Genomic DNA, 19,961 nt, shown 5'->3' with positions numbered 1-19,961 from the left:
ACCCCTCGACCGCCTCCCCCCCCCGACGTCTGGAGACGACGCCATGGCCCGCACGCCCCCGCAGCTGTTCCCCCGTGCGCGTCCTCCGGTCGCGGCGAAGGTCCCGGAGATCACCGTCCTGTTCTGGGTGGTGAAGGTGCTCACCACCGGCATGGGGGAAGCCGCCTCGGACTTCCTCGGCACCACGAACCTCGTCCTCGGCGGGGTGGTCGGCGTCGGGGGCTTCGCCCTCGCCCTGCGGTGGCAGCTGCGCTCGACGCGCTACCACGCGGTCCGCTACTGGTCCGCCGTCGCGATGATCGCCGTCTTCGGGACCATCGTCGCCGACGTCCTGCACGTGGTGACGGGTCTGTCCTACTACGTGACGTCGGCGTTCTACGGGGTGGTCGTGATCGTCCTGTTCGCCTGGTGGCGGCGCAGCGAGGGCACCCTCGACATCCACAGCATCACGACCGCGCGCCGGGAGCGGTTCTACTGGGCCACCGTCGTCGCCACCTTCGCGCTGGGCACGGCCGTCGGGGACCTGACCGGGCTGACGATGCACCTCGGCTTCCTGCCCTCGGGTCTGCTCTTCGCTGCGGCCATCGCGGTTCCACTCGTGGCGTGGCGACTCGGGGCGAACCCGGTCGCGACGTTCTGGGTGGCCTACGTGCTGACCCGCCCGCTGGGGGCCTCCTTCGCCGACTGGCTGGCGAAGGAACCCTCCGTCGGTGGTGGTGTCGGCTTCGGAGACGGCCCCGTGACCCTCGTCGCCCTCGTCGTGATCCTCGCCCTCGTGGCGTACCTGGCGGTGAGGCGCGGCGACGTGCAGGGGCAGGTGGAGGGTGTGCCTTTCGGGGCTGCCGGCGTGGACCTGCCGGTGCGCCGCGCTGCGCCGTCCCCGTCGTCCGCCCGCTTCGCGACCGAGTCCCGGCCTGGCGACGGCGAAGCGGACCGGGGATGACCGGGATGCCACCCGCACGGAGCCCGGAGCACCCGTGACCGCGACCTCCGCGCTCTTCCTCTCCGTCTTCCTGGCCTGCACCGTCGAAGCCGTCGAGGCGTTGACGGTGGTCCTCGCCGTGGGGGTGACGCGGGGCTGGCGCTCCAGCGGACTCGGCGTCCTCGCGGGCCTCGCCGCGCTGGCGGTGCTCGTGGCGGTCCTGGGGCCGGCGCTGACGGTGGTCCCCCTGCAAGCGGTCCGCGTCGTCGTGGGCGCGCTGCTGCTGGTCTTCGGGCTGCAGTGGCTGCGCAAGGCGGTCCTGCGGGCCGCCGGGCGCAAGGCCCTGCACGACGAGTCGGCCCTTTTCGCGGCGCAGGCGGAGGCGGCACGGTCCCAGGCGACCAGCAGTTCGTCCACCGTCGACGTCTACGCGTTCACGCTCTGCTTCAAGGCCGTCCTCCTCGAAGGCCTCGAGGTGGTCTTCATCGTCCTGACCTTCGGTGCCAACGCCGGGCGCATCGGGTTGGCGGCGATCGGGGCGTCCGCGGCGGTCGTCGTGGTCGCTCTCGCCGGCCTCGTCGTCCGGGGCCCGCTGTCGCGGGTGCCGGAGAACCAGCTGAAGTTCGTCGTCGGTGTGCTGCTGACCAGCTTCGGGATGTTCTGGAGCGGCGAGGGTGCCGGGGTGGTCTGGCCCGGTGCCGACGCCGCCCTGCCGGTGCTCGTCGTGTTCACCGCGTGCGTCGCCGTCGGCTACACCCTGGTGCTCGGTGCGCGGACCCCGCGCGTGGACGCGGCCGCGCGGGTGGGGTCGTGAGGGCGCTGCGGGTGGTCCTCGACGTCGTCCGGGACCTCGTCATCGGTGACGACTGGCGCATGGTCGCGGGAATCGCCGCGATGTTGCTGGTCATCACCGGCGGTCGTGCGGCGGGACTGCCGGTGTGGTGGCTGCCTCCGGTGACGGTGCTGGTGATGCTCGGTGTCGGCGTCTGCAGTGCGCCTCCGGTCCTCCGCCGGCACCGCCGCTGACCGGGCGTCGCTGGGCCGGGATCGCGGGGGCCGGCGGCGGCTCTCACACGCCGGCGGCGGTGACGACGGCGTCGGTGGCGAAACCGGCGAGCAGTCCCAGGAGGAGCCCGCAGCCGAGGAGGGTGGGACGCTTCGCCTTGGCCGCCAGCGGCATGAGCTGGACGACCACGTACAGGATGGAACCCGCGGCGAGGGTGAGGAAGGCGACGCTGACGGGCTCGCTCGTGAAGCCGTGCCCCAGCGCTGCTCCCACGAAGGTCGGGCCGCCGCCGATGAGGCCGAGGAGGGCCAGCAGCGCCCAGCTGGGCCGCTCGCCCTCGGCCGCCAGGGGCGCGACGATGCCGAAGCCCTCGGTGGCGTTGTGCAGGGCGAAGCCGACGACGAGGAGGGTCGCGAGGGCGATCTCTCCCGTGGCGGCTGACTGCCCGATCGCCAGGCCTTCCGCGAAGTTGTGCAGGCCGATGCCGACGGCGATGAGGAACGCCAGCTGGCGCGCCGGACTGCCGGCGACAGCCGGCGGTGTCGTCGACCCACGGAGCTCACCCGCGGTCATCGCGCCGGGCCCGAACCGCCGTGCGGAGGGAGCGGAGCGGCTGCGCATCCACGCCTCGTAGCCCACCAGGGCGAACATCCCGGCGGCCAGTCCGACGGCGAAGAGCGCGCCGTAGCCGACCGCGGGCCCGGCGCCGCCCTCGCCCTGGCCCAGGGCACCCAGTGCCGCGTCCAGCGGCTCCCAGGCTGCGGAGAGGACGTCCCAGAGGAGGAACAGCAGGACGCCGATCGCCGTGGCGTTCAGCAGGACGCGCAAGCCGGGCGCTGGCCGGCGCAACCGCCCGAGCGGCAGACCCAGGAGGATGGTTCCCCCGGCGATGAGACCCAGCACCAGGGTCGAAGACAGGGACAAGGGAACCTCGCGGACCGCAGGGACAGGTGAGCCTCACCTAACACCAAACGAACGGCGATGACAAGAAGTGCGCGCCGGCTACCTGGCGTGCGGCCAGCGGCCTGAGCGCGCCTTCGCGCGTTCAGCTGCATGAGCGCGCCTTGGCGCGGCCCGGAGTAGTGACCGCTGGTCGTCGGTCATCGGTCCACACCGCCCACGTGGCTGGCGCTGGTCGTGCATTGAGACCGGCACCGTTCGCAGGTTCGCCGACGTCACACAAGGCTCGGTGAGGCGCACGTCCGTGGCGGCTCGGCGACGGCAGGGTTCGAGTCCCCCTCCGGACACTCGTTGAGACAGCGACAGTCACGGCCCTGACTAACACTCGTGCAGGTCAGGGCCGTTGTTGCGTCCTGACCAGGGTCGTGTCGGCGCCGGTCGGACAACGGGAGGTGCGGCTCCAGGCCTGCCGTCCCAGCAGTCCCGGTGGTGTACCCGGGACCCCGGGGAACACCACGTCCGGGATCACGCCGAGGCCGCGGCCGCAACCGTCACCACGTCGGCGACCTCGCGGACCAGTCGACGCACCTGCTCGTCCCAGCAGCCCAGTCGTCGACGTGGTGACGGTGGCTGCTCGACCGGCCCCCCACGGAGGCGCACAGGCCGGGGTCCGCTGTCGTCGCTGATCCGCTGAGCGTCCACACGCGACCACCGGGGTCGCGAACGCGGCGGTCCCGGCGACGGTGACAGCCCCGCGCCGTGAACCGTCGTCGCGCCATCGAGGCTGGTGGAGGCGATCCGTGCCGGCGGAGTCATCCTCCGCTGACGGGGGCGGAGAGCACGGGGCGCGGGTGCGGTTCGGGGTACCGATGCGCCCGTGGCTGCGGCGGGTGTCCTCAGGTGGTCGCGACGGCGGCTGTCCCGGCCGGTGCCTGACGTCCACCGCCGGGCCCACCGCCGGCGGCGCCGCGGCCCCCACCGCCACCAGCGGCCGTCAACCCCGGCTCGGCGGCGGTCAGGGTGGCCACCTGGGTGAGGCCGTCGAGCGTGGTCGCGGTCGTCGCCGCACTGGTCCCGGAGTACACCGAGTAGCTCTGCCCGGCGACGAAGCCGGTGGAGGCGACGACGACCGAGCCGTCACCAGGCTGGACGAAGCTCGCCACGACGGCACCGTCGGCGTCGACCACGGCGACCAGCTGGCCGGCGGTGACGCTGCCCGCCTGCGTGGTGACGGTGGCCGGGGCGGTCAGGGTGCCGTTGACGTCGAAGGCGCCGTTGCCACCCCCGCCCGCCGACGACGCGACGACGGTGGTGCCGCCGCTGACCGTGGCCGAGCCGTTGGAGTCGATGCCGTCGCTGCCCGCGTCGACGAGGACCGTGCCGCCGCTGATCGTCACCAGCACACCGTCTTCGGCGTCCTCGCCCCCACCGGCGACGCTGCCGTTCGTCGCGTTGAGGCCGTCGTCGGAGGCGGTGACGTCGACGGTGCCCCCGGTGACGGTGATGACCGCGGCCTCGAGGCCCTCCCCTGACGGGGGGACCGTCACGGTGCCGCCGGTGACGTAGACCGCGCCGACCGCGTCGGCGCCGTCGGACTCCCCGGAGGTGGTGACCGTCCCGCCGTCGACGAGGATCCAGCCCAGCTCGCCGGCCGTGTCGCTGTCGGACTTCAGGCCGTCGCCGCCGGCCTGGACGGTGACGTCGCCGTCCTCGACGACGAGGTAGTCCTTGCCGCGGATGCCGTCGTCGACGGCGTTCACGGTGATGGTGCCCGAGAGGATGACGACGCCGTCCTTGCCGGTGATGCCGTCGGCGCTAGCGCCGGTGACGTCGAGGGCACCGGTCCCGGCGATGGTCAGGTCGGCCATCGAGAACAGGGTGGCGTTCGGGGCGTCGTCCGCCTCGTCGTCCGCGGAGGAGGCGGCGGAGTCGGCCAGGGAGTTCGTGGAACCGTCGGCCAGGACCACGACGGCCTCGTCGGCGGCCGCCACGACCAGCGGTGACGTGCTGGCGGAGGTGATGTCGACGCCGTCCAGGACGAGCACGACCTCGCCGTCGCCGGCGCTGTCGACGACGACCTGGCCGTCGGTCAGGGTGCCGGAGACCGTGTACGTCCCGGGGTCGGAGATCGTGACGACGTCGCCGTCCACGACCGCGCCCGACCCCTCGACGGTGCTGGCGCCGTCGGCCAGCGTGACGGCGGTGGCGCCGGCGGCGTCGTAGGCCCCGTCGTCCGCGTCGGCGTGCGTGTCGGCCAGGGTGGGGACGGTCGAGGAGACGGTCGTGGCGTCCACGGCTGCGGCGCCGGTAGCCGCTGCGCCGGCCGTCTCGTCGTCGGCCGTCCCCGAGCAGGCCGCGAGACCGACGACCAGCAGGGCGGCGGCGCCGGAGGTGGCGAGGCGGTGGCGGAGCGTGCGGCGGGTCATGGGGTGACTCCTCGTCGGAGGGGTGTGCTCGGGCACGACAGGTGACGGTCCAGGGCCCGGTGCCACTTCAGCCGGGGCAGTTCGGGGTGCAGGGCGGCCATCCCGGCGCCGTACTTGGAGATGCGGACCGGTCGGTGACCGTGGGCCCACAGCAGGCGGTCGACGGGGGAGGGGGTGGATCCGGTCTTGGTCTCCACGACGGCGAGCCGGCCGCGCTCGAGGTCGCGCCCGGTCTGCAGGGAGGTCCAGCCCAGGTCGACGTCGACGGTCACGCGGGTTCCTGACGTCGGCAGCAGCAGCGTGGTGCGCCGGTAGGACGTGACGAGCACGGGGTGCAGGGACCGGGCTGGACTGTCGCCGATGATGCCGCTCACGAAGGCCACACCATCGCTCGACAGCCCGTCGCGCACCGCGCCGGGGTGGGCCAGACGCTGCTTGACGGTCTGGCTGCGGGGGCCGGTGGTCTTGACCTCCAGCCAGTTGCCGCCGGTGTCCTGGTAGGTGCGCTCGCGGACCTTCCACCGGCGACGCCGGGAGCGGCCCGAGCTGTGGAAGCTGAGCAGGTCAGGGGTGTCGAGGTAGGTCGAGACGTAGGCGAAGTCGCGTCGGCCCCCGATCTCCAGGACCCGGGTACCGCTGGGGACGTCAGCCAGCAGCGACTCGAGCGTGCCGGCGTCGATGACGTACTTGCGGTCGACGCGGGTCAGCAGTTCGGCCTCTTCGACCAGCTCGGCCAGGCCCACCGCCGGGAGCTGCCCCACACCGCGGCCGGCGGTCCCCACCGTCCCGCTGGTGGTGCGGTGCGCCGTCGTCGCGGTCACCGCAGCACCCCGGTCCGAGCCGCCTCGGGGGTCGCGGCGGTCGTGGTGGGGCCGGCGACCGAGGCTGGTGGTGTCCGTGGACTCGTCCGGTAGCGGACGTCGACGAGGGTGGTGTCGTTGACCAGGTCGGTGCGCACCACCTTCGTGGAGAGCACGGCTGCGTCCAGCAGGACGCTCAGGTGGAGGCGCAGGGCGTCCTCGCTCGTGTGCGCGCGGTCCAGCAGGAGCTGCTGGGAGCGGGTTCGCGGGGAGACCCGCGGGTGGTCGCCGATCGCCACGGCCGCCAGGACCGCGGCCATCAGGGCCAGGTCGATGCCGTTCGCGGCGGTGTTCAGCCCGCCCAGGAGCCCCAGGGCGAGGGCGGCGAAGTAGTAGGCCACCTCGTGCTGGGCCAGTTCCTCCGAGCGCAGCCGGATGATCGACAGGATCCCGAACAGGCCCAGGCCGAGTCCGGCGCCGATCGTGCTGCTGGCCAGGGCCGAGGACACCGCCAGCACGCCGATGTTCGTCGTCAGGAAGGCGACGACGAGTTCGGGACGACGGTGGCGGGGCAGGAACAGGCCGAAGACGAGGACGACGATGCCGACGAGGTCGGCTGCGTAGAGGACGAAGGGGGTCACGGGGTGTCCTTCAGGTCAAGGGCAGATGAACAACCCCTAGTACGACCGGAGCGACTGTTCCTCCCACCTGAAGCGCTTGTGCTCTTCCTGTGAGGGCGGAACACCGGTCCGCTGCCCACGTCCGACGAGGCGGGCGGTGGTCCCCCCGACGGGCTGCCGGGCCGGCGGTCAGTCGTCCTCCACCAGGCCGGCCGGCTCGTTGAAAGGCGTGATCACGTGGATCTGGGAGGGGTGCGACCGGGGGCGCCCGGGCAGCGCACCCTGCGCCTGCATCACCGCACGGCACAGGCGTCGCACGTCCGCCCGCAGGTCGTGGTGCAGCACGGCCGTCAGCCGGCGTTCCCGCAGCAGCGCCACGTTCTCGGCGTCGAGGTCGTGCGCGATGAACGCCCGAACCGTCCGGCCGGCGTCGTCGAAGGCGTCGAGCACGGCGCGGTTCCCGCCGCCGACGGAGTACACCGCGTCGATCACCGGACCGCGGGACAACGCGGACGTCACGGTCGAGAGGGTGGAGGCGTCGAGGCCGTCGGCGCCCTCGACGACGTGGACGGGGACGTCCGGAGCCATCTCGCGCAGGGCCTGCCGGAAACCGACCTCCCGGTCGCCCTCACCCCGGAAGCTGCTGCGGCTCAGCGAGACCAGCACGCCACCGGAGTTCGGGGCGACCGCGTTCAGCAGGTAGGCGGCGGTCGCGCCGGCGGCGCGGTCGTCCATGCCGACGTAGGCGACGCGGCGACTCGTCGGGACGTCGGTGACGAAGGTGATCGTGGGGGTGCCGCGCTCTTCCAGCCGGAACACCGCCTCCACGAGGGCGGGGACGTCCGGCGCCTTCAGCACCACGCCGCTCGATCCCTTGCGGGCGATGCTGTCCAGCACCTCGACCAGGTCCTCGGGGTGCCCCTCCTCGCGGAAGTGGAACCGGGCCCGGACGACCGCGGGTCGCAGGGAGGGGAGCTCGGCCTCGAAGGCCGATCGCAGCGCCCGGGTGAACCGCGGTGGCGCGAGGACGACGACGTCGACGAGGAAGGTGCGGCCGCTCACCCCGAGCTGCGACGCCTGACGTTCCAGGTCGGCGATCGCACGGTGCACGGCGGCGACGGTGCCGGCACGCACCCCGGGACGCCCGTGCAGCACGCGGTCGACCGTGGCGGTGCTCAGGCCCGACTGCTGCGCGATCTCCCGCACCCGGTACTCGTGAGCCACGCAGTCCCCCTGATGCGAACGTGATGCGTTCACGATGCCACGACGGACTCACGGGTGCCTACCGTCGACAGCACGCACCGACCACGACCACTGACGAGGAGATCACCGTGAGCTCGACGACGACGACCACGACGACGCCCCACCGCTTCCGCGAGAGCGACTGCGACGTCGCGGAGTTCGCGAGGCTGCTGGACCGCACCACGGACCTGGCCGACTACCCGCACGCCGTCGAGGTCGCGCAGGACGTGCTGATCTACGACGCGGCCCGGCTGCGCGAGGCCGTCGTCGACGAGGCGGGCCGCGAGGCCGTCGAGGGTGAACTCGTCCGGGCGCTCACCGACGGCCCCGGCGTGGTCGTCCTGCGCGGGGCCTTCCCCGATCTGGGTGTCGTGGACCGCGTGACCGCCGCCTTCGACGCGATGATCGCCCGCGAGAAGGCCGATGGAACGGCCAAGGGCGACCACTTCGCGAAGGCCGGCGCCAACGACCGGGTCTGGAACGCGCTGGAGAAGCTCGCCGTCGCCGACCCGGACGCCTTCGTCGACTACTACGCCAACGACGTCCTCGCGCTGATCTCCACGGCCTGGCTCGGGCCGGGCTACCAGGTCACCTCCCAGGTCAACGTCGTCCGCCCCGGGGGCAAGGCCCAGGACCCGCACCGCGACTACCACCTCGGGTTCCTGTCCAACGCCGTGGCGGCGCGCTACCCCCGCCACGTCCACCTGCTGTCCCCGGTCCTCACCCTGCAGGGCGCCGTGGCACACAGCGACATGCCTGTGGAGAGCGGCCCGACGCTGTACCTGCCCTACTCCCACCAGTATCCGCAGGGCTACCTGGCCTGGCGCCGGCCGGAGTTCCGCGCCTACTTCGCCGAGCACCACGTGCAGCTGCCGCTGCGCAAGGGCGACGCCGCGTTCTTCAACCCCGCCCTCTTCCACGGCGCCGGGTCCAACGTGTCCGCCGACGTCCAGCGCGTCGCGAACCTCCTGCAGGTGTCCTCGGCGTTCGGGCGGGCGATGGAGACCGTCGACCGGGTCAAGACCGCCAAGGCCGTCTACCCCGCCCTCGCCGCCCGCCAGGCCGCCGGCCTGGACCCGGCGCTGCTCGCCCACGCCGTCACCGCCGCGAGCGAGGGCTACCCCTTCCCGACGAACCTCGACCTGGACCCGAACGTGGACGGGCTCACCCCCCTGTCGCAGAGCGAGCTCCTGCACCGGGCGCTCAGCCAGGGCTGGGACACCGCCGCCGTCAGCGCGGCCCTGGACGCCTACGCCACCCGGCACCGCACCGACGACATCGGGGGCTGAGGCACGAGCTGGTGAGCGACGAGGCGGCGAGGGCTCAGGCCCGCGCCGCCTCGAAGCAGCGCAGCGTGGTGGACCGCGCTCGGGCGAGTCCCTCGTCCAGCGGCGCGGCGCGGTGCTCGTCGGAGAGGATCTCGACGCCCCACGGGCCCCGGTAGCCCAGCTGCTCCAGGACGCGGATGAAACCCGGTACGTCCTGGGCGCCTTCACCGCAGTAGCGACGGCGGTCCCGGGTGTCCTCGAACAGGGTCCCGACCGGCTCGGCGTCGGCGTCGTTGAGCTCGACCGCGGCGACCAGGTCCAGGGTCAGGGAGGCCGTCAGCTCGTCCAGCGACGTTCCGGCGCGGAAGACGTGCCAGTAGTCCACGGCCAGCGCTGCGGCCGGGTGGTCGACAGCGCGGACGAGGTCGGCTGCGGCGGGGACCGAACCGACCATGGAGAACGGGAGGGGCTCCAAGGCCACGCGCACCCCACGCTGACCCGCCTCCACGGCCAGCCGGCGCAGCGGTCCGACGAGACCCGACAGGTCCGTCCAGGGCTCGCTGAACGCAGTGCCCGCCTTGATGAACGGGGAGTCGAAGGCATCGGCCGCCTCCAGCAGCAGGTCCCACCGCTCGCGCCAGGACTCCTCACCCAGCCACCAGTCGGTGATCAGCTCCACTTCGACGTGCGCCAGCCCAGCATCGCGCGCAGCCCGGGCGACGCGGGGGAACCCTGGTCCCTCCCGCATGGCGGCCAGGTCCTCGTGGGCGAAGCCGAGCCCGGCCCAGCCGCCGGCGGCGACCGCCTCGACGCGCTCCTGCGGGGAGCAGGAAGCGACCTCGGAGGCATCGAGGGGTCGAGCGGTGCCGGACGTGGTCCAGCACGTGGCGATCAGGGAGGGGCTCTCCATGTCGGGGCCGCCTTCGAGCTCGGGGACTGGACGGGGCCGCCTGACGCAGTGCCGGACGGACGGGCGACGACGATTGTGTCCCGCCTGGTTCCCTCCCGCCCGGTCGGCGACCTCCTCAGAAGGCGAAGCGCTCCTCGTGCACCTGACGGTCGGGAACGTTCAGCTCCGCCAAGGTCCGCCGGACGGTGTCGGCGAGGTTCGGTGGTCCGCAGAGGTAGACGTCGCGTTCGGCGATGTCGGGGACCAGGCGCTGCAGTCCAGGGGCGGTCAGGCTGCTGCGGTCGGCGCCGAGGAGGTAGCGGACTCGGACGCTGCGGTGGTGAGCGATCGCGTCCAGTTCGTCGCGGAAGAGGAGTTCGGCCGTGCTGCGGGCTCGGTAGAGCAGGGTGAGGTCCTGGCCGGGCAGGACCGGCAGCGTCTCGAGCAGGGTCCGCAGGGGCGTGATGCCCACTCCGCCGGCGATGAGCAGGACGTGGCGGCGGGTGCGGGCGGCAGCGGTCATCGCGCCGTAGGGCCCCTCGGCCAGGACACGTGTTCCCACGGGGATGTGCTGCAGGAGGGTGCTGCCGCCGCCGAGAGCCTTGACGGTGATGCGCAGGTGATGACCGGTGGGCGCAGCGGACAGGGAGAAGGGGTGGGCGCTGCGCCAGGTGGGGGAGGTGAGGAAGCGCCAGCGGAAGAACTGCCCCGGTTCGGCGTGCAGCTCCTCGAGGTGCTCGCCGGCCACGACGATGCTGACCACGCCCGGTGCGAGCGGGAGGACGGCATCGACGCGCAGGCGGTGCCGGACGCCTTGGCGCAGGGGTGCGATGACGCGGTGGGCCAGCAGGAGGCCGAAGACCTCGGCGTACAGCAGGCTCCACACGATCTGCAGCCACAGGTGACCGGTGAAGTCGGGACCGGCGAGCTGGTGGGCGAAGGACAGCCCGATGGCCACGTAGGTCAGCAGGTGCAGTCCGTGCCAGGTCTCGTAGGACAGGCGTCGTCGCGCGGAGCGGGCAGAGACCGCGGCGACGGTGAGCAGCAGGAGCGTGCCGAGGGTCGCGGTCATCAGGTCCGGCAGGTGCAGCACCTGCCAGGAGGACAGCAGTGGACCCTCGCCGCGCGACTGGCTCCAGGTGAGCACCGCCGCCCAGGCGTGGACCAGGACGAGGGTGACGACGATGCGTCCACCGACGCCGTGCCAGCGGGCCAGGACGTCAGCGCCGACGCCGCGTTCCAGGGCGGGAGCACGCGACATCAACGCGATCATGACCAGGACGCCGTACCCGGCGAGCATGCCGGACACGTGAGCGGTCAGCGGCGCCCACGCCGGCGGCTGGGACGGGAACGGCTGCGGCCCGGCGAAGGTGAGCAGGATCGGCCACCAGGCGACCGAGGCCGCTCCGGCGAAGATGAGGAAGAGCAGGGTCGAGGGATCCAGCCGGCGACCAGGGCCTGCGGTGGTCCGCCCGGGCCTGGTAGCTCCGGTGTGGGGGTGAGCGTGTCGGGAAGGTGTCACCGCCGACCACCATTTCCGCCACGCCCCGGCCCGGCGTTCTGCTGGCCGCCGTCGGTGACGGTGATCCGGCCGACGCCGTCCTGGCCCCTGCCGTCTCGACCGCGGTCGGTGCGCGCATCCAGAGGGGTGGCCGTCGGGGTGTCGTCGACGGCGGCAGGGACGGCGGCGGCCGTGACGGTGGCCGGGGCGACCGGGCTGATCTCCGGGGCGGCGACGCCCACGCCGATCCCGACGACCGCCGCGACGATCAGGACCGCTCCCGTGAAGCGGCGGCCGTGGCGGGCGATGGACACCGCGACGGACCCAGCGCGTCGTCCAGGGTGCGAGGTCACGTCGACCGCTCCTGTCGGTGGGTCGGCACGGACGGTTCTCTGGACATCAGCTACCAGCCTCGGGGAGTGGACTCGGGTGCCGCGGCACCTGAGCGGGGGAGGGAGTGGACCGCCGGTCCTCAGGTGCGGGGGGTCGGCCGGTTCAGCGGCCGCTGCAGGCTGAGCGGGCTCCGCCCTGCACCGACCCGATGGCGGGTCGGCGCAGAGGTGAACGCAGCAGCCTGTCTCAGGTGCTGCTGGTGCTCGTCGAGCTGCTGGTCGAGGCGCTCGCGGAGCTGCTGGTGGAGCCGCTGGTGGAGTCGCTGTCGTCGCCGCGCGAGCCGCCGTGCCCGCCGGTGAACTCGGCGTCGACGGCGGTGGCCACGCGAGCGGGCAGATCGGCGATGCGCTGGTCCGCCTGCGCCTGGGTGAGGCGGCCGTCGGTGACGGCCTGCTGCGCCCGCGTCTTGCCCGCCGCGACCAGAGCGTCGACGAGGGTCTGCTCGTCGACGTCGTGCGCGGCCGCGACCGTGGCCGGGGTGGCGCCGTCGGCCTGCAGCGCGGTGCGCAGGTCGTCGGCGCTGATGCCGATCGCGGTGGCTGCTGCGTCCAGGTCGAGGCCCCGCCCGCCGCCGCGCCCCCCTCGCAGGGCGTCGGAGGAGCCCAGGGTGCTCGCCACGGTGTCCGCCTGCTGCTGGGTCAAGGTGCCGTCGGTGACCAGGCCCTTCAGCGCATCGGTGATGGCCTGCAGGCGCCCGCTCACGCCCGTCGCGGTCGTGGCCGTGGAGGAACTGCCATCGGTGGTGCTGGTCGCGGCGGAGGCCAGCGGTGCGCCCAGCATGACCAGCCCCAGCCCGCTGGCGGCGACGGCACCGATGGTGCCCGCGGCGATGTTCCTCTTGTTGATCTTCATCGTGTTCCCCGTCCGGTGTGGCCGGAGCGTTCCGGCACCTCCTTTGTCGCCTCCCGAGCTGTGCGTCGACTGTGGTGGATCTGGGTCCTGAGGATGCGTCTGCTGGAGCCGGCGGTCCCTCGCAGGCTGGATGCGTCCGCGATGCCGGCGGGCGCGCCGGGTGCGTGGCCCACAGGCGACGCCCCGGATGAGGCGCCGGGAGCAGGTGCCGGGAGCGGGTGCCGCTACCGCGTCCCTGTCGCGGCCTGGAACGCCTCGGCGTAGATGCGCTCGTGGTGGTCGGCCGCGCGCCGCCAGGAGAAGCCCTCGGCGTGACGCCGGCAGGCGTCGGCGTCGGGCACGTCCCCGGCCAGGGCGCTGGAGAGCCGCGCAGCGAGGGCGTCGGCGTCGCCCGGCGCGACCACGAGCGAGGCGTCGAGGCCGCGGACCACGCTGGGCAGGCCACCGACGTCGGTGACGACGACCGGGGTCCCGCACGCCAGGGACTCCACGGCGCTGAGACCGAAGCCCTCCAGGGACCGGGAGGGCATCACGGACAGGTCCGCGGCGCGGAAGTGGTCGACGAGCTCCGCCTCACCGATCCGGCCCAGGAGGCGCACCGAGTCCTCGAGGCCGAGACTCCGCACGAGGTCGGTGAGCGCGTCGAGCTCGGGGCCCTCACCCGCGAGGAGGAGCAGGTCGTCGGGGCGGCGCGGCAGGCGCGCCCAGGCCTCGACCAGCACGTCCAGGCCGACGCGGGGGACCAGGCGGCGGGCGGCGAAGACGACCCGGCGTCCCGCCTCGAGGCCGAGCCGGCGGCGGGCCGCCTCCCGGCCGGGTGTGAACGCGGTCAGGTCGACCCCGGGCGCCACGACGCTCACCCGCGCCGGGTCCACCCCGTACTCGCGCACGAGGAGCTCGGCGAAGGCCTCGGACAGCACCACGAGGCGGTGGGCGCGGGTGTAGACCGCGCGCTCGAGGGACCGCTTGACGCGCAGCGCGAGCCCGCTGCGCTCGCCCGCCTCCTGGCTCTCGCCCGCCCAGGGGCCGTGGAAGTGCACGACCAGGGGCTTGCGCCGCAGGGCGCCGACGACCACGGGCAGGTAGGCGAGGTAGGCGAAGTGCACGTCGACGACGTCGCAGTCGGCGCCCCAGTGCCGCGCGGTGCGGTCGAACGAGCGCAGCCGGACCGGCAGGGGGCGGGTGTCGGCGGCCGCCTCGGTGACGTCGTGCGGCGCGTCCTCCGCGGGTCCCAGGACGACGGTGCGGACCGCGCTGCGGCTGCCGGGACGGGCGCCGCCTCGCCCGGACAGCGCCCGGTGCAGGTCCTGGACGTAGCGGTTCAGGCCGCCGGGGCGGTCCCATCCGACCCCCAGGACCAGGACGCGCAGCCGTGAGCCGACCGGCGCGGACTCGGCGGAGCTCCGGGGGGAGGGGGCCCGGAAGGGCGGCGGCGGAGCCGTGACCCCGGTCGTTCCCGCCACGTCGGCGTCACCTCGGACGTCGTCCATGCTCTGCTCCTCGGGTGGTCGCACTGCAGGCAGCGCGTGGTCTGCCGCGCCCGGGGGCGCGGCGGGGATCACGGTCGTGTCCGGGTGTGCGGTCGGGGCGTTGCGCGGGTGACCCACGCGGCGTCCTTCCAGCTCAACGCGGGCCTCTCCACGAAGTTCCACGAGGCCGCGGCGACGGCCGCGGTGACGGCCAGGCCGGCGAGGACGAAGGGGACGGTCGTGAGACCCCTCGCGCCGAGCGCGACCAGCACCAGGGCGACGGGCCAGTGCCACACGTACACGCCGTAGGACAGGTCCCAGCGCGGGTTCCACCGCCACGGCAGGCGCACGACGGCGTACAGGCAGAGGTAGGCGGAGGCGGGGGCGGCCGGCATCCGGTCGGGGAGCAGGAACAGCCCGGCGGCGAGGAGGCCGAGGGCGAGCAGGGCCAGGAGGCGCCGGACCGGGACGCGGTCGGCGAAGAGGTGACCCGCGGAGCCGAGCAGGAACATCAGCCCGAAGCGCAGCACGTCACCGGCGTGCAGCGCCTGCAGCAGCGGGTGCTCGAGCACCGGCACCCCCACCAGCGGTGCGACGGTCAGCGCCCACAGCGCGACGCACAGCCCCAGGACGAGGGAGCGCCTGCGCTGCAGGACACCCAGGACCCCGAGGACCGCGACGAGCGCGTAGCACCCGGCCTCGAAGAACAGCGTCCAGAGCGACCCGTCGAGCTGGTCGTGCACGGCGGCCTCGCCGGGCAGCCCCGAGATCCCGAACTGGCGCATCACCAGCAGCGCGTTGGAACCCAGGTAGGACCCGGCGGAGTCCTCGCCCGAGAACACCGACGCCGCCGGTCGCCCGGCGAGCACGGCGAGCAGGGGGGCGACGACGAGGGCGGTGCCCAGGAGGCAGGCCCAGAAACCCGGGAGGATGCGCAGCGCGCGGTGCCAGGCGAAGCGGCGCAACGAGTCCAGCCGCAGGTAGCTGCGGGCGACCAGGAAACCGCTGAGGACGAAGAAGCCGTCGACCGCGAGGCTGCCGAGGTCGGTGGAACCGGTGAGGGGCTGGTACCCGAACCCGAGCAGCAGCGTGTGCGCGAGGGCCACCGTTCCCGCGAACAGCAGCCGCAGGACGTTCAGCGCGTTGCTGCGCGGGTCGAACGCCTGGGCGAGGTTCGCCCGCCGGTCCTCGACCGGGGCCGCGCCGTGCCGGCTCGTCGGGTCCGGTCGGTCCGGCGTCGGGACGGCACGGGTCGGCTCACCGGTGTGCCTCGCGGTCGGACCCACGCCACCTCTCCCCGGAGGGTGCGCTGTGCGCACCGCCCTCCCTCACCTGACGGTCAACTCTACCCTTACGTGAGGGTAGGGATGAGGGCGAGCGGGGTGCAAGCCGGACCGCGGTGGGCCGCGGACAGCGCCCCGGACGGAGCAGCGCCATCGCGCCGCGTGAGCGCCGGTCCTAGCGGGAGCGGTGCGCAGCCCGCCGAACCGGCTCCCGCGCCCGGTCCGGCGAGCGGCGCGGGAGCCCGCGTCGCACGCGGCGGGGCGCCGGGCGGCAGGATGTCCCGGTGACCAGCCCCGCAGAGACCACCCCGCCGGCGGACGACGACGGCGGCACCTTCGCCGCGCTGGGCCTGCGTCCCGAGCTGCTGAGCGTGCTGACCGGCCTGGGCTACGAGGAGCCCACCCCGATCCAGCGCGAGGCGGTCCCGCCGCTCATCGAGGGCAGGGACCTGCAGGGGCAGGCGGCCACGGGCACCGGCAAGACCGCGGCCTACGCGCTGCCCGTGCTGCAGCGGCTGCCCGCCGGCCGGACGGAGCGGGACCCGGCGGCCCTGGTCCTCGTGCCCACCCGCGAGCTGGCCATCCAGGTGGCCGAGGCCTTCTACCGCTACGGCCGCGGGCTGGGCACCCGGGTCGTCCCGGTCTACGGCGGGCAGCCCATCGGCCGGCAGCTGCGGGCGCTGGACGGCGGCGTCGACGTCGTCGTCGCGACCCCCGGCCGGGCGCTGGACCACCTGCAGCGCTCCACCCTGCGCCTGGGCGGTCTCACCACCGTCGTCCTGGACGAGGCCGACGAGATGCTGGACATGGGCTTCGCCGAGGACCTCGAGGCCATCCTCGACGAGACGCCGGCCGAGCGGCAGACGGTGATGTTCTCGGCGACCATGCCGCGCCGCCTCGACGCCCTGGCCCGCCGCTACCTGCGCGACCCCGTGCGCCTGGCCATCGCGCGCGAGCGGCCGGCGTCCGGGGAGGGGCCGCTGGTCCGCCAGACCGCCTACGTCGTGCCCCGCGCCAGCAAGCCGGCCGCCCTGGGTCGCGTCCTGGACCTGGAGGCGCCGACCGCGGCGATCGTGTTCTGCCGCACGCGCGAGGAGGTTAACTCGCTGTCGGAGACGCTGAACGCCCGCGGGTACCGGGCCGAGGCGCTGCACGGCGGGCTGAGCCAGGAGCAGCGCGACCGCGTGATGGGGAGGCTGCGGGCCGGCACGGCGGAGCTGCTGGTGGCCACCGACGTCGCCGCCCGCGGGCTCGACATCGACCAGCTGACCCACGTCGTGAACTACGACGTGCCGGCGGCGGCGGAGACCTACGTGCACCGCATCGGCCGGGTCGGCCGCGCCGGGCGCGAGGGCACCGCCATCACGCTCGTGGAACCCCGCGGGCACCGGATGCTGAAGACCATCGAGCACGTCACCGGGTCGCGGATCAGCGTGGAGAAGCTGCCCACGGTGGCCGACCTGCGCGCCCGGCGGCTGGAGCTCACCCGGGCGGCGCTGCGGGAGAGCCTGCTGGAGGACGAGCTGGACCGCTTCCGGGCGGTCGTGGACGCGCTCACCGACGAGTTCGACGTCGTCGACGTCGCCCTGGCCGCCGTGAAGCTCGCGCACGAGGCCAGCGCCCCGGCCGGGGACGACGAGGACATCCCCGACGTGCCGCTGCGCTCCGGCCCCGACCGCTCCGACCGCGACCGCGGCGGCTCCCCGCGCTCCGGTGCGGACCCCCGGGGCCGGGGCGCGGGCGGTCGGCCCCGCTCGGGGGCGGGCATGGCCCGGCTGTTCATCGGCCTGGGCCGCAGCGCGGGTGTCCGGCCGGGCGACCTGGTCGGCGCGATCACCGGCGAGGCGGGGCTGAACGGCCGCGACGTCGGCGGCATCGAGATCTCCGAGCGGTTCTCGCTGGTCGAGGTCCCCGAGACCTCGGCCGCCGACGTGATCGCCGCGCTGCGGCAGGCGACGATCAAGGGCCGGCGGCCCACGGTCAAGCGCGACCAGGCCGGTGGCTCCGACGCCCCGGCGCAGGGGCGGCCGGACCGCGGGGACGACCGGCCGCCCCGCGACTGAGCCGCCCGGGGGTGCCGACCGGCACCCCCGAGCGCGGGGTCACCAGGCGTAGGCCTCGGGCGCCGGCTTGCTCCCGTGCGGGAACGGGGCCGGGAAGAGCTCGTCGAGGCGGTCGAGCGCCGCCTGGTCCAGCGTCAGGTCGAGGGCACGCAACGAGCCCGTGAGCTGCTCGACGGTGCGAGGGCCGATGATGGGGGCGGTGACCGCGGGCCGGGTCAGCAACCACGCGATCCCGACGTCGGCCGGGTCGTGACCCAGCTCGCGGCAGAACGCCTCGTAGCCCTCCAGCGCGGTGCGGTTCTCCTCGATGCCGGCCGCGTTGGAGGTGCCGCGGCCCTCGACCCCACCGGCCTGCTTGGCCAGCACCCCGCCCAGCAGACCGCCGGCCAGCGGCGACCACGGGATGACGCCGAGGCCGTAGTGCTCGGCCGCGGGCAGCACCTCGAGCTCCACCCAGCGCGAGAGCAGGTTGTAGAGGGACTGCTCGCTGATGAGGCCGACCAGCTTGCGCTCGGCGGCGCTGGCCTGCGCGGCCGCGAGGTGCCAGCCGGCGAAGTTGGAGGAACCCGCGTAGACGACCTTGCCCTGCTGCCGCAGGACGCTCATGCCCTCCCAGATCTCCTCCCACGGCGTCGCGCGGTCGACGTGGTGCATCTGGTAGAGGTCGATGTGGTCGGTCTGCAACCGCTTCAGCGAGGCGTCGCAGGCCTTGCGGATGTTGACGGCCGACAGCTTCCCGTCGTTGGGCCAGTCGGTCATGTCGCCGTACAGCTTGGTGGCCAGGACGGTCCGGTCGCGCCGGCCACCGCCCTGGGCGAACCAGCGCCCGACGATCTCCTCCGTCTCGCCCTTGTGGCTGCCGTAGCCGTTGGCGGTGTCGAAGAAGTTGATGCCGTGCTCGTGCGCGGCGTCCATGACGGTGTGGCTGTCGCTCTCGCTGGTGCGGGGCCCGAAGTTCATGGTGCCCAGGCACAGCGGGGAGACGCGCAGGCCGGTGCGGCCGAGTCGGCGGTAGTCCATGCGCGGCACCCTACGCACGCGCTCGCGGCCCGGCGTGGTGGAACTCCTCGCGACCGCTCGCCCGCCGTCCCCGGCCCAGCGCTCACCAGCCGCGGAACTCGACCTCGGCGCCGAGGTGGGGGGTGAACTGCGCGCGCTCCTGCTCGTCCAGCGCCTGCGGGCGCCCGGACGTCACGTCGACCATGACCATGCGGCTGCGGGCGACCGCGGCCACGCTCGCCTGACCGCCGTGCAGCGCGAGGGCCTGGTAGGCGACGTCGACGCTGCTGGTGCCCAGCCGGGTCGCCCAGATGTCGATGGTGAGCTGGTGGCGGCCGTAGAGCAGCGGCGCGCGGTACTCCACCTCGTGGCGCGCGGCCAGCAGGACCCGGGTCGACATCTGCCCACCGGTGCCGACGCCGGCCGCGGGGAACGCCGTGAAGCGGGCGTCCTCGAAGAAGCGCAGGAACGCCGTGTTGTTGACGTGGCCGAAGGCGTCCATGTCCGACCAGCGCAACGGGATCGGGACCGCCACGGCGTGCGGCAGGGAGAGGTCGGCGAGGGTGCTCACGCGCGGCAGTCTGCCGGGTGCGCGCTCCCGGGTCGCCCGGCCGGTCCCGACACCGGCCTCCCGCGCTCCCGATCCGTTGGCGGGCAGGATGTTGTGGTGAGCACCGAACCGGTCGACCTCCCCGACCCCGCCCTGATGTGGTCGCGCTGGGCGGCGTTCTCGGCGGCGCTCGCCTGCCTCGGGGTGCGCGACGTCTGGTGGATCGACGAGGCCGGCGCGCACCTGGACGACCACGGGGGCAGCGCGGCCCACCTCGTCCTCGGCGAGGACGGGGGCGCCCTCTGCTACGGGTGGGACCGCGACGGCAGCGACACCGGGGACCACTCCCCGCCGATCGACCTCTGCGCGGGGGCCCCGGACTGGGCACCGTTCGAGCACCTGGGCGCGCTCGCGGCGCAGGAGCTCCTCGGGTGGGTGGTGTGGTTCGCGCCGGGCACCGGGTGGCGACGGGTCGGCTACCCCGCCGGGGTGGACGACGGTCGCGCCGGCCTGCTCGGCCTCGTGGGCGGTGACCGGCGGGCGCTCAGCGAGCTCCTCCAGGTGCAGACCGACTGGGCCGGGTACGACCCGGCCGACGAGGCCGGAGTCGCCGCGCTCACCGCGGCCGGGGAGCGGTTCCTGGCCTCCGCGGCCCGCGGGAGCGTGGACTCCGCTGCGCTGCAGGGGCTCTTCGCCGCCCGTGGCGACGGCGCCCCTGCCGTGGACGTCGCCGCCGGGCTGGCCGTGGCCGCGCGCGCCGGTCTGGTGGCCGGGACGG

The 19,961-nt window shown here is 74.1% G+C and carries 18 protein-coding genes and 1 pseudogene; 6 read left to right on the top strand and 13 right to left on the bottom strand.

The window, feature by feature from the left end:
• Positions 1–43: 43 nt before the first annotated feature.
• Genes F1544_RS15065 through F1544_RS15055 form a run of 3 tightly spaced genes read left to right on the top strand, consistent with a single transcriptional unit; the run spans position 44 to position 1,948 of the window.
• Positions 44–943, top strand: coding sequence for a COG4705 family protein (locus F1544_RS15065; RefSeq protein ID WP_167586802.1), 900 nt, complete (start codon positions 44–46; stop codon positions 941–943).
• 34 nt (positions 944–977) lie between these two features.
• The gene (locus F1544_RS15060) at positions 978–1,736 is read left to right on the top strand and encodes a COG4280 domain-containing protein (protein ID WP_167586800.1); all 759 of its coding nucleotides are present in this window, start codon (positions 978–980) and stop codon (positions 1,734–1,736) included.
• 11 nt (positions 1,737–1,747) lie between these two features.
• Entirely contained in the window at positions 1,748–1,948 is a 201-nt protein-coding gene (locus F1544_RS15055; RefSeq protein WP_167586798.1) for a hypothetical protein, read from the top strand.
• A gap of 43 nt (positions 1,949–1,991) precedes the next feature.
• Here F1544_RS15055 and F1544_RS15050 read toward each other — a convergent pair whose 3' ends face one another.
• The 5 genes from F1544_RS15050 to F1544_RS15030 all read right to left on the bottom strand — a co-directional run bounded on the left by F1544_RS15050 (position 1,992) and on the right by F1544_RS15030 (position 7,898).
• Positions 1,992–2,852, bottom strand: a complete 861-nt coding sequence (locus F1544_RS15050) for a ZIP family metal transporter (protein ID WP_167586796.1) — start codon at positions 2,850–2,852, stop codon at positions 1,992–1,994.
• Positions 2,853–3,724: 872 nt separating this feature from the next.
• Positions 3,725–5,254, bottom strand: a complete 1,530-nt coding sequence (locus tag F1544_RS15045; protein ID WP_167586793.1) for a carbohydrate-binding domain-containing protein — start codon at positions 5,252–5,254, stop codon at positions 3,725–3,727.
• Entirely contained in the window at positions 5,251–6,075 is an 825-nt protein-coding gene (locus tag F1544_RS26460; protein ID WP_208971940.1) for a polyphosphate polymerase domain-containing protein, read from the bottom strand. The genes F1544_RS15045 and F1544_RS26460 overlap by 4 nt, the downstream gene beginning before the upstream one ends.
• On the bottom strand, positions 6,072–6,695 hold the full coding sequence (locus tag F1544_RS15035; protein ID WP_167586791.1) for a DUF4956 domain-containing protein: 624 nt from the start codon (positions 6,693–6,695) through the stop codon (positions 6,072–6,074). The genes F1544_RS26460 and F1544_RS15035 overlap by 4 nt, the downstream gene beginning before the upstream one ends.
• 168 nt (positions 6,696–6,863) lie before the next feature.
• Positions 6,864–7,898, bottom strand: a complete 1,035-nt coding sequence (locus tag F1544_RS15030) for a LacI family DNA-binding transcriptional regulator (protein WP_167586789.1) — start codon at positions 7,896–7,898, stop codon at positions 6,864–6,866.
• 107 nt (positions 7,899–8,005) lie between these two features.
• On the opposite strand from F1544_RS15030, the gene F1544_RS15025 reads away from it, so the two are divergent.
• Positions 8,006–9,205, top strand: coding sequence for a phytanoyl-CoA dioxygenase family protein (locus F1544_RS15025; RefSeq protein ID WP_308470104.1), 1,200 nt, complete (start codon positions 8,006–8,008; stop codon positions 9,203–9,205).
• 34 nt (positions 9,206–9,239) lie between these two features.
• Here F1544_RS15025 and F1544_RS15020 read toward each other — a convergent pair whose 3' ends face one another.
• The 6 genes from F1544_RS15020 to F1544_RS14995 form a co-directional block, all read right to left on the bottom strand.
• Positions 9,240–10,094, bottom strand: a complete 855-nt coding sequence (locus F1544_RS15020) for a sugar phosphate isomerase/epimerase family protein (protein WP_167586787.1) — start codon at positions 10,092–10,094, stop codon at positions 9,240–9,242.
• 115 nt (positions 10,095–10,209) lie between these two features.
• Entirely contained in the window at positions 10,210–11,373 is a 1,164-nt protein-coding gene (locus F1544_RS15015; RefSeq protein ID WP_208971939.1) for a ferredoxin reductase family protein, read from the bottom strand.
• 218 nt (positions 11,374–11,591) lie between these two features.
• Positions 11,592–11,927, bottom strand: a complete 336-nt coding sequence (locus F1544_RS15010; protein WP_167586783.1) for a hypothetical protein — start codon at positions 11,925–11,927, stop codon at positions 11,592–11,594.
• Between the two features lie 226 nt (positions 11,928–12,153).
• Positions 12,154–12,819 carry a hypothetical protein gene (locus F1544_RS15005; protein ID WP_167586781.1) on the bottom strand — a complete coding sequence of 222 codons (666 nt, stop codon included), beginning with the start codon at positions 12,817–12,819 and terminating at the stop codon, positions 12,154–12,156.
• A gap of 224 nt (positions 12,820–13,043) precedes the next feature.
• The gene (locus tag F1544_RS15000) at positions 13,044–14,309 is read right to left on the bottom strand and encodes a glycosyltransferase family 4 protein (RefSeq protein ID WP_167586779.1); all 1,266 of its coding nucleotides are present in this window, start codon (positions 14,307–14,309) and stop codon (positions 13,044–13,046) included.
• A gap of 68 nt (positions 14,310–14,377) precedes the next feature.
• The gene (locus F1544_RS14995; protein ID WP_167586777.1) at positions 14,378–15,574 is read right to left on the bottom strand and encodes an acyltransferase family protein; all 1,197 of its coding nucleotides are present in this window, start codon (positions 15,572–15,574) and stop codon (positions 14,378–14,380) included.
• Between the two features lie 281 nt (positions 15,575–15,855).
• On the opposite strand from F1544_RS14995, the gene F1544_RS14990 reads away from it, so the two are divergent.
• The gene (locus F1544_RS14990; protein ID WP_167586775.1) at positions 15,856–17,634 is read left to right on the top strand and encodes a DEAD/DEAH box helicase; all 1,779 of its coding nucleotides are present in this window, start codon (positions 15,856–15,858) and stop codon (positions 17,632–17,634) included.
• Between the two features lie 39 nt (positions 17,635–17,673).
• On the opposite strand, the gene F1544_RS14985 is transcribed toward F1544_RS14990, so the two are convergent.
• Both F1544_RS14985 and F1544_RS14980 read right to left on the bottom strand, forming a co-directional pair.
• Positions 17,674–18,654: an aldo/keto reductase gene (locus tag F1544_RS14985; RefSeq protein WP_167586773.1), complete on the bottom strand. Its 981-nt coding sequence runs from the start codon at positions 18,652–18,654 to the stop codon at positions 17,674–17,676.
• Positions 18,655–18,736: 82 nt separating this feature from the next.
• Positions 18,737–19,204 (bottom strand): acyl-CoA thioesterase, encoded by a 468-nt coding sequence (locus F1544_RS14980; protein WP_167586771.1) that lies wholly within the window; start codon positions 19,202–19,204, stop codon positions 18,737–18,739.
• A 96-nt stretch (positions 19,205–19,300) separates the two neighbouring features.
• Between F1544_RS14980 and F1544_RS14975 the strand changes: the two are divergent.
• Positions 19,301–19,961: pseudogene (locus tag F1544_RS14975) on the top strand (hypothetical protein); the annotation flags it as partial.

Source organism: Kineococcus rubinsiae (assembly GCF_011839805.1).
Taxonomy (GTDB): domain Bacteria; phylum Actinomycetota; class Actinomycetes; order Actinomycetales; family Kineococcaceae; genus Kineococcus; species Kineococcus rubinsiae.
Note: the sequence above shows the minus strand (reverse complement) of the source record. Positions and strands in the feature narration are given on the sequence as shown.

Excerpts from the sequence above, each read along its gene's own strand:
- F1544_RS15065 (WP_167586802.1), top strand. The coding sequence starts at position 44 with ATGGCCCGCACGCCCCCGCAGCTGTTCCCCCGTGCGCGTCCTCCGGTC.
- F1544_RS15045 (WP_167586793.1), bottom strand. The coding sequence starts at position 5,254 with ATGACCCGCCGCACGCTCCGCCACCGCCTCGCCACCTCCGGCGCCGCC.
- F1544_RS15020 (WP_167586787.1), bottom strand. The coding sequence starts at position 10,094 with ATGGAGAGCCCCTCCCTGATCGCCACGTGCTGGACCACGTCCGGCACC.
- F1544_RS15015 (WP_208971939.1), bottom strand. The coding sequence starts at position 11,373 with ATGCTCGCCGGGTACGGCGTCCTGGTCATGATCGCGTTGATGTCGCGT.
- F1544_RS15005 (WP_167586781.1), bottom strand. The coding sequence starts at position 12,819 with ATGAAGATCAACAAGAGGAACATCGCCGCGGGCACCATCGGTGCCGTC.
- F1544_RS15000 (WP_167586779.1), bottom strand. The coding sequence starts at position 14,309 with ATGGACGACGTCCGAGGTGACGCCGACGTGGCGGGAACGACCGGGGTC.
- F1544_RS14985 (WP_167586773.1), bottom strand. The coding sequence starts at position 18,654 with ATGGACTACCGCCGACTCGGCCGCACCGGCCTGCGCGTCTCCCCGCTG.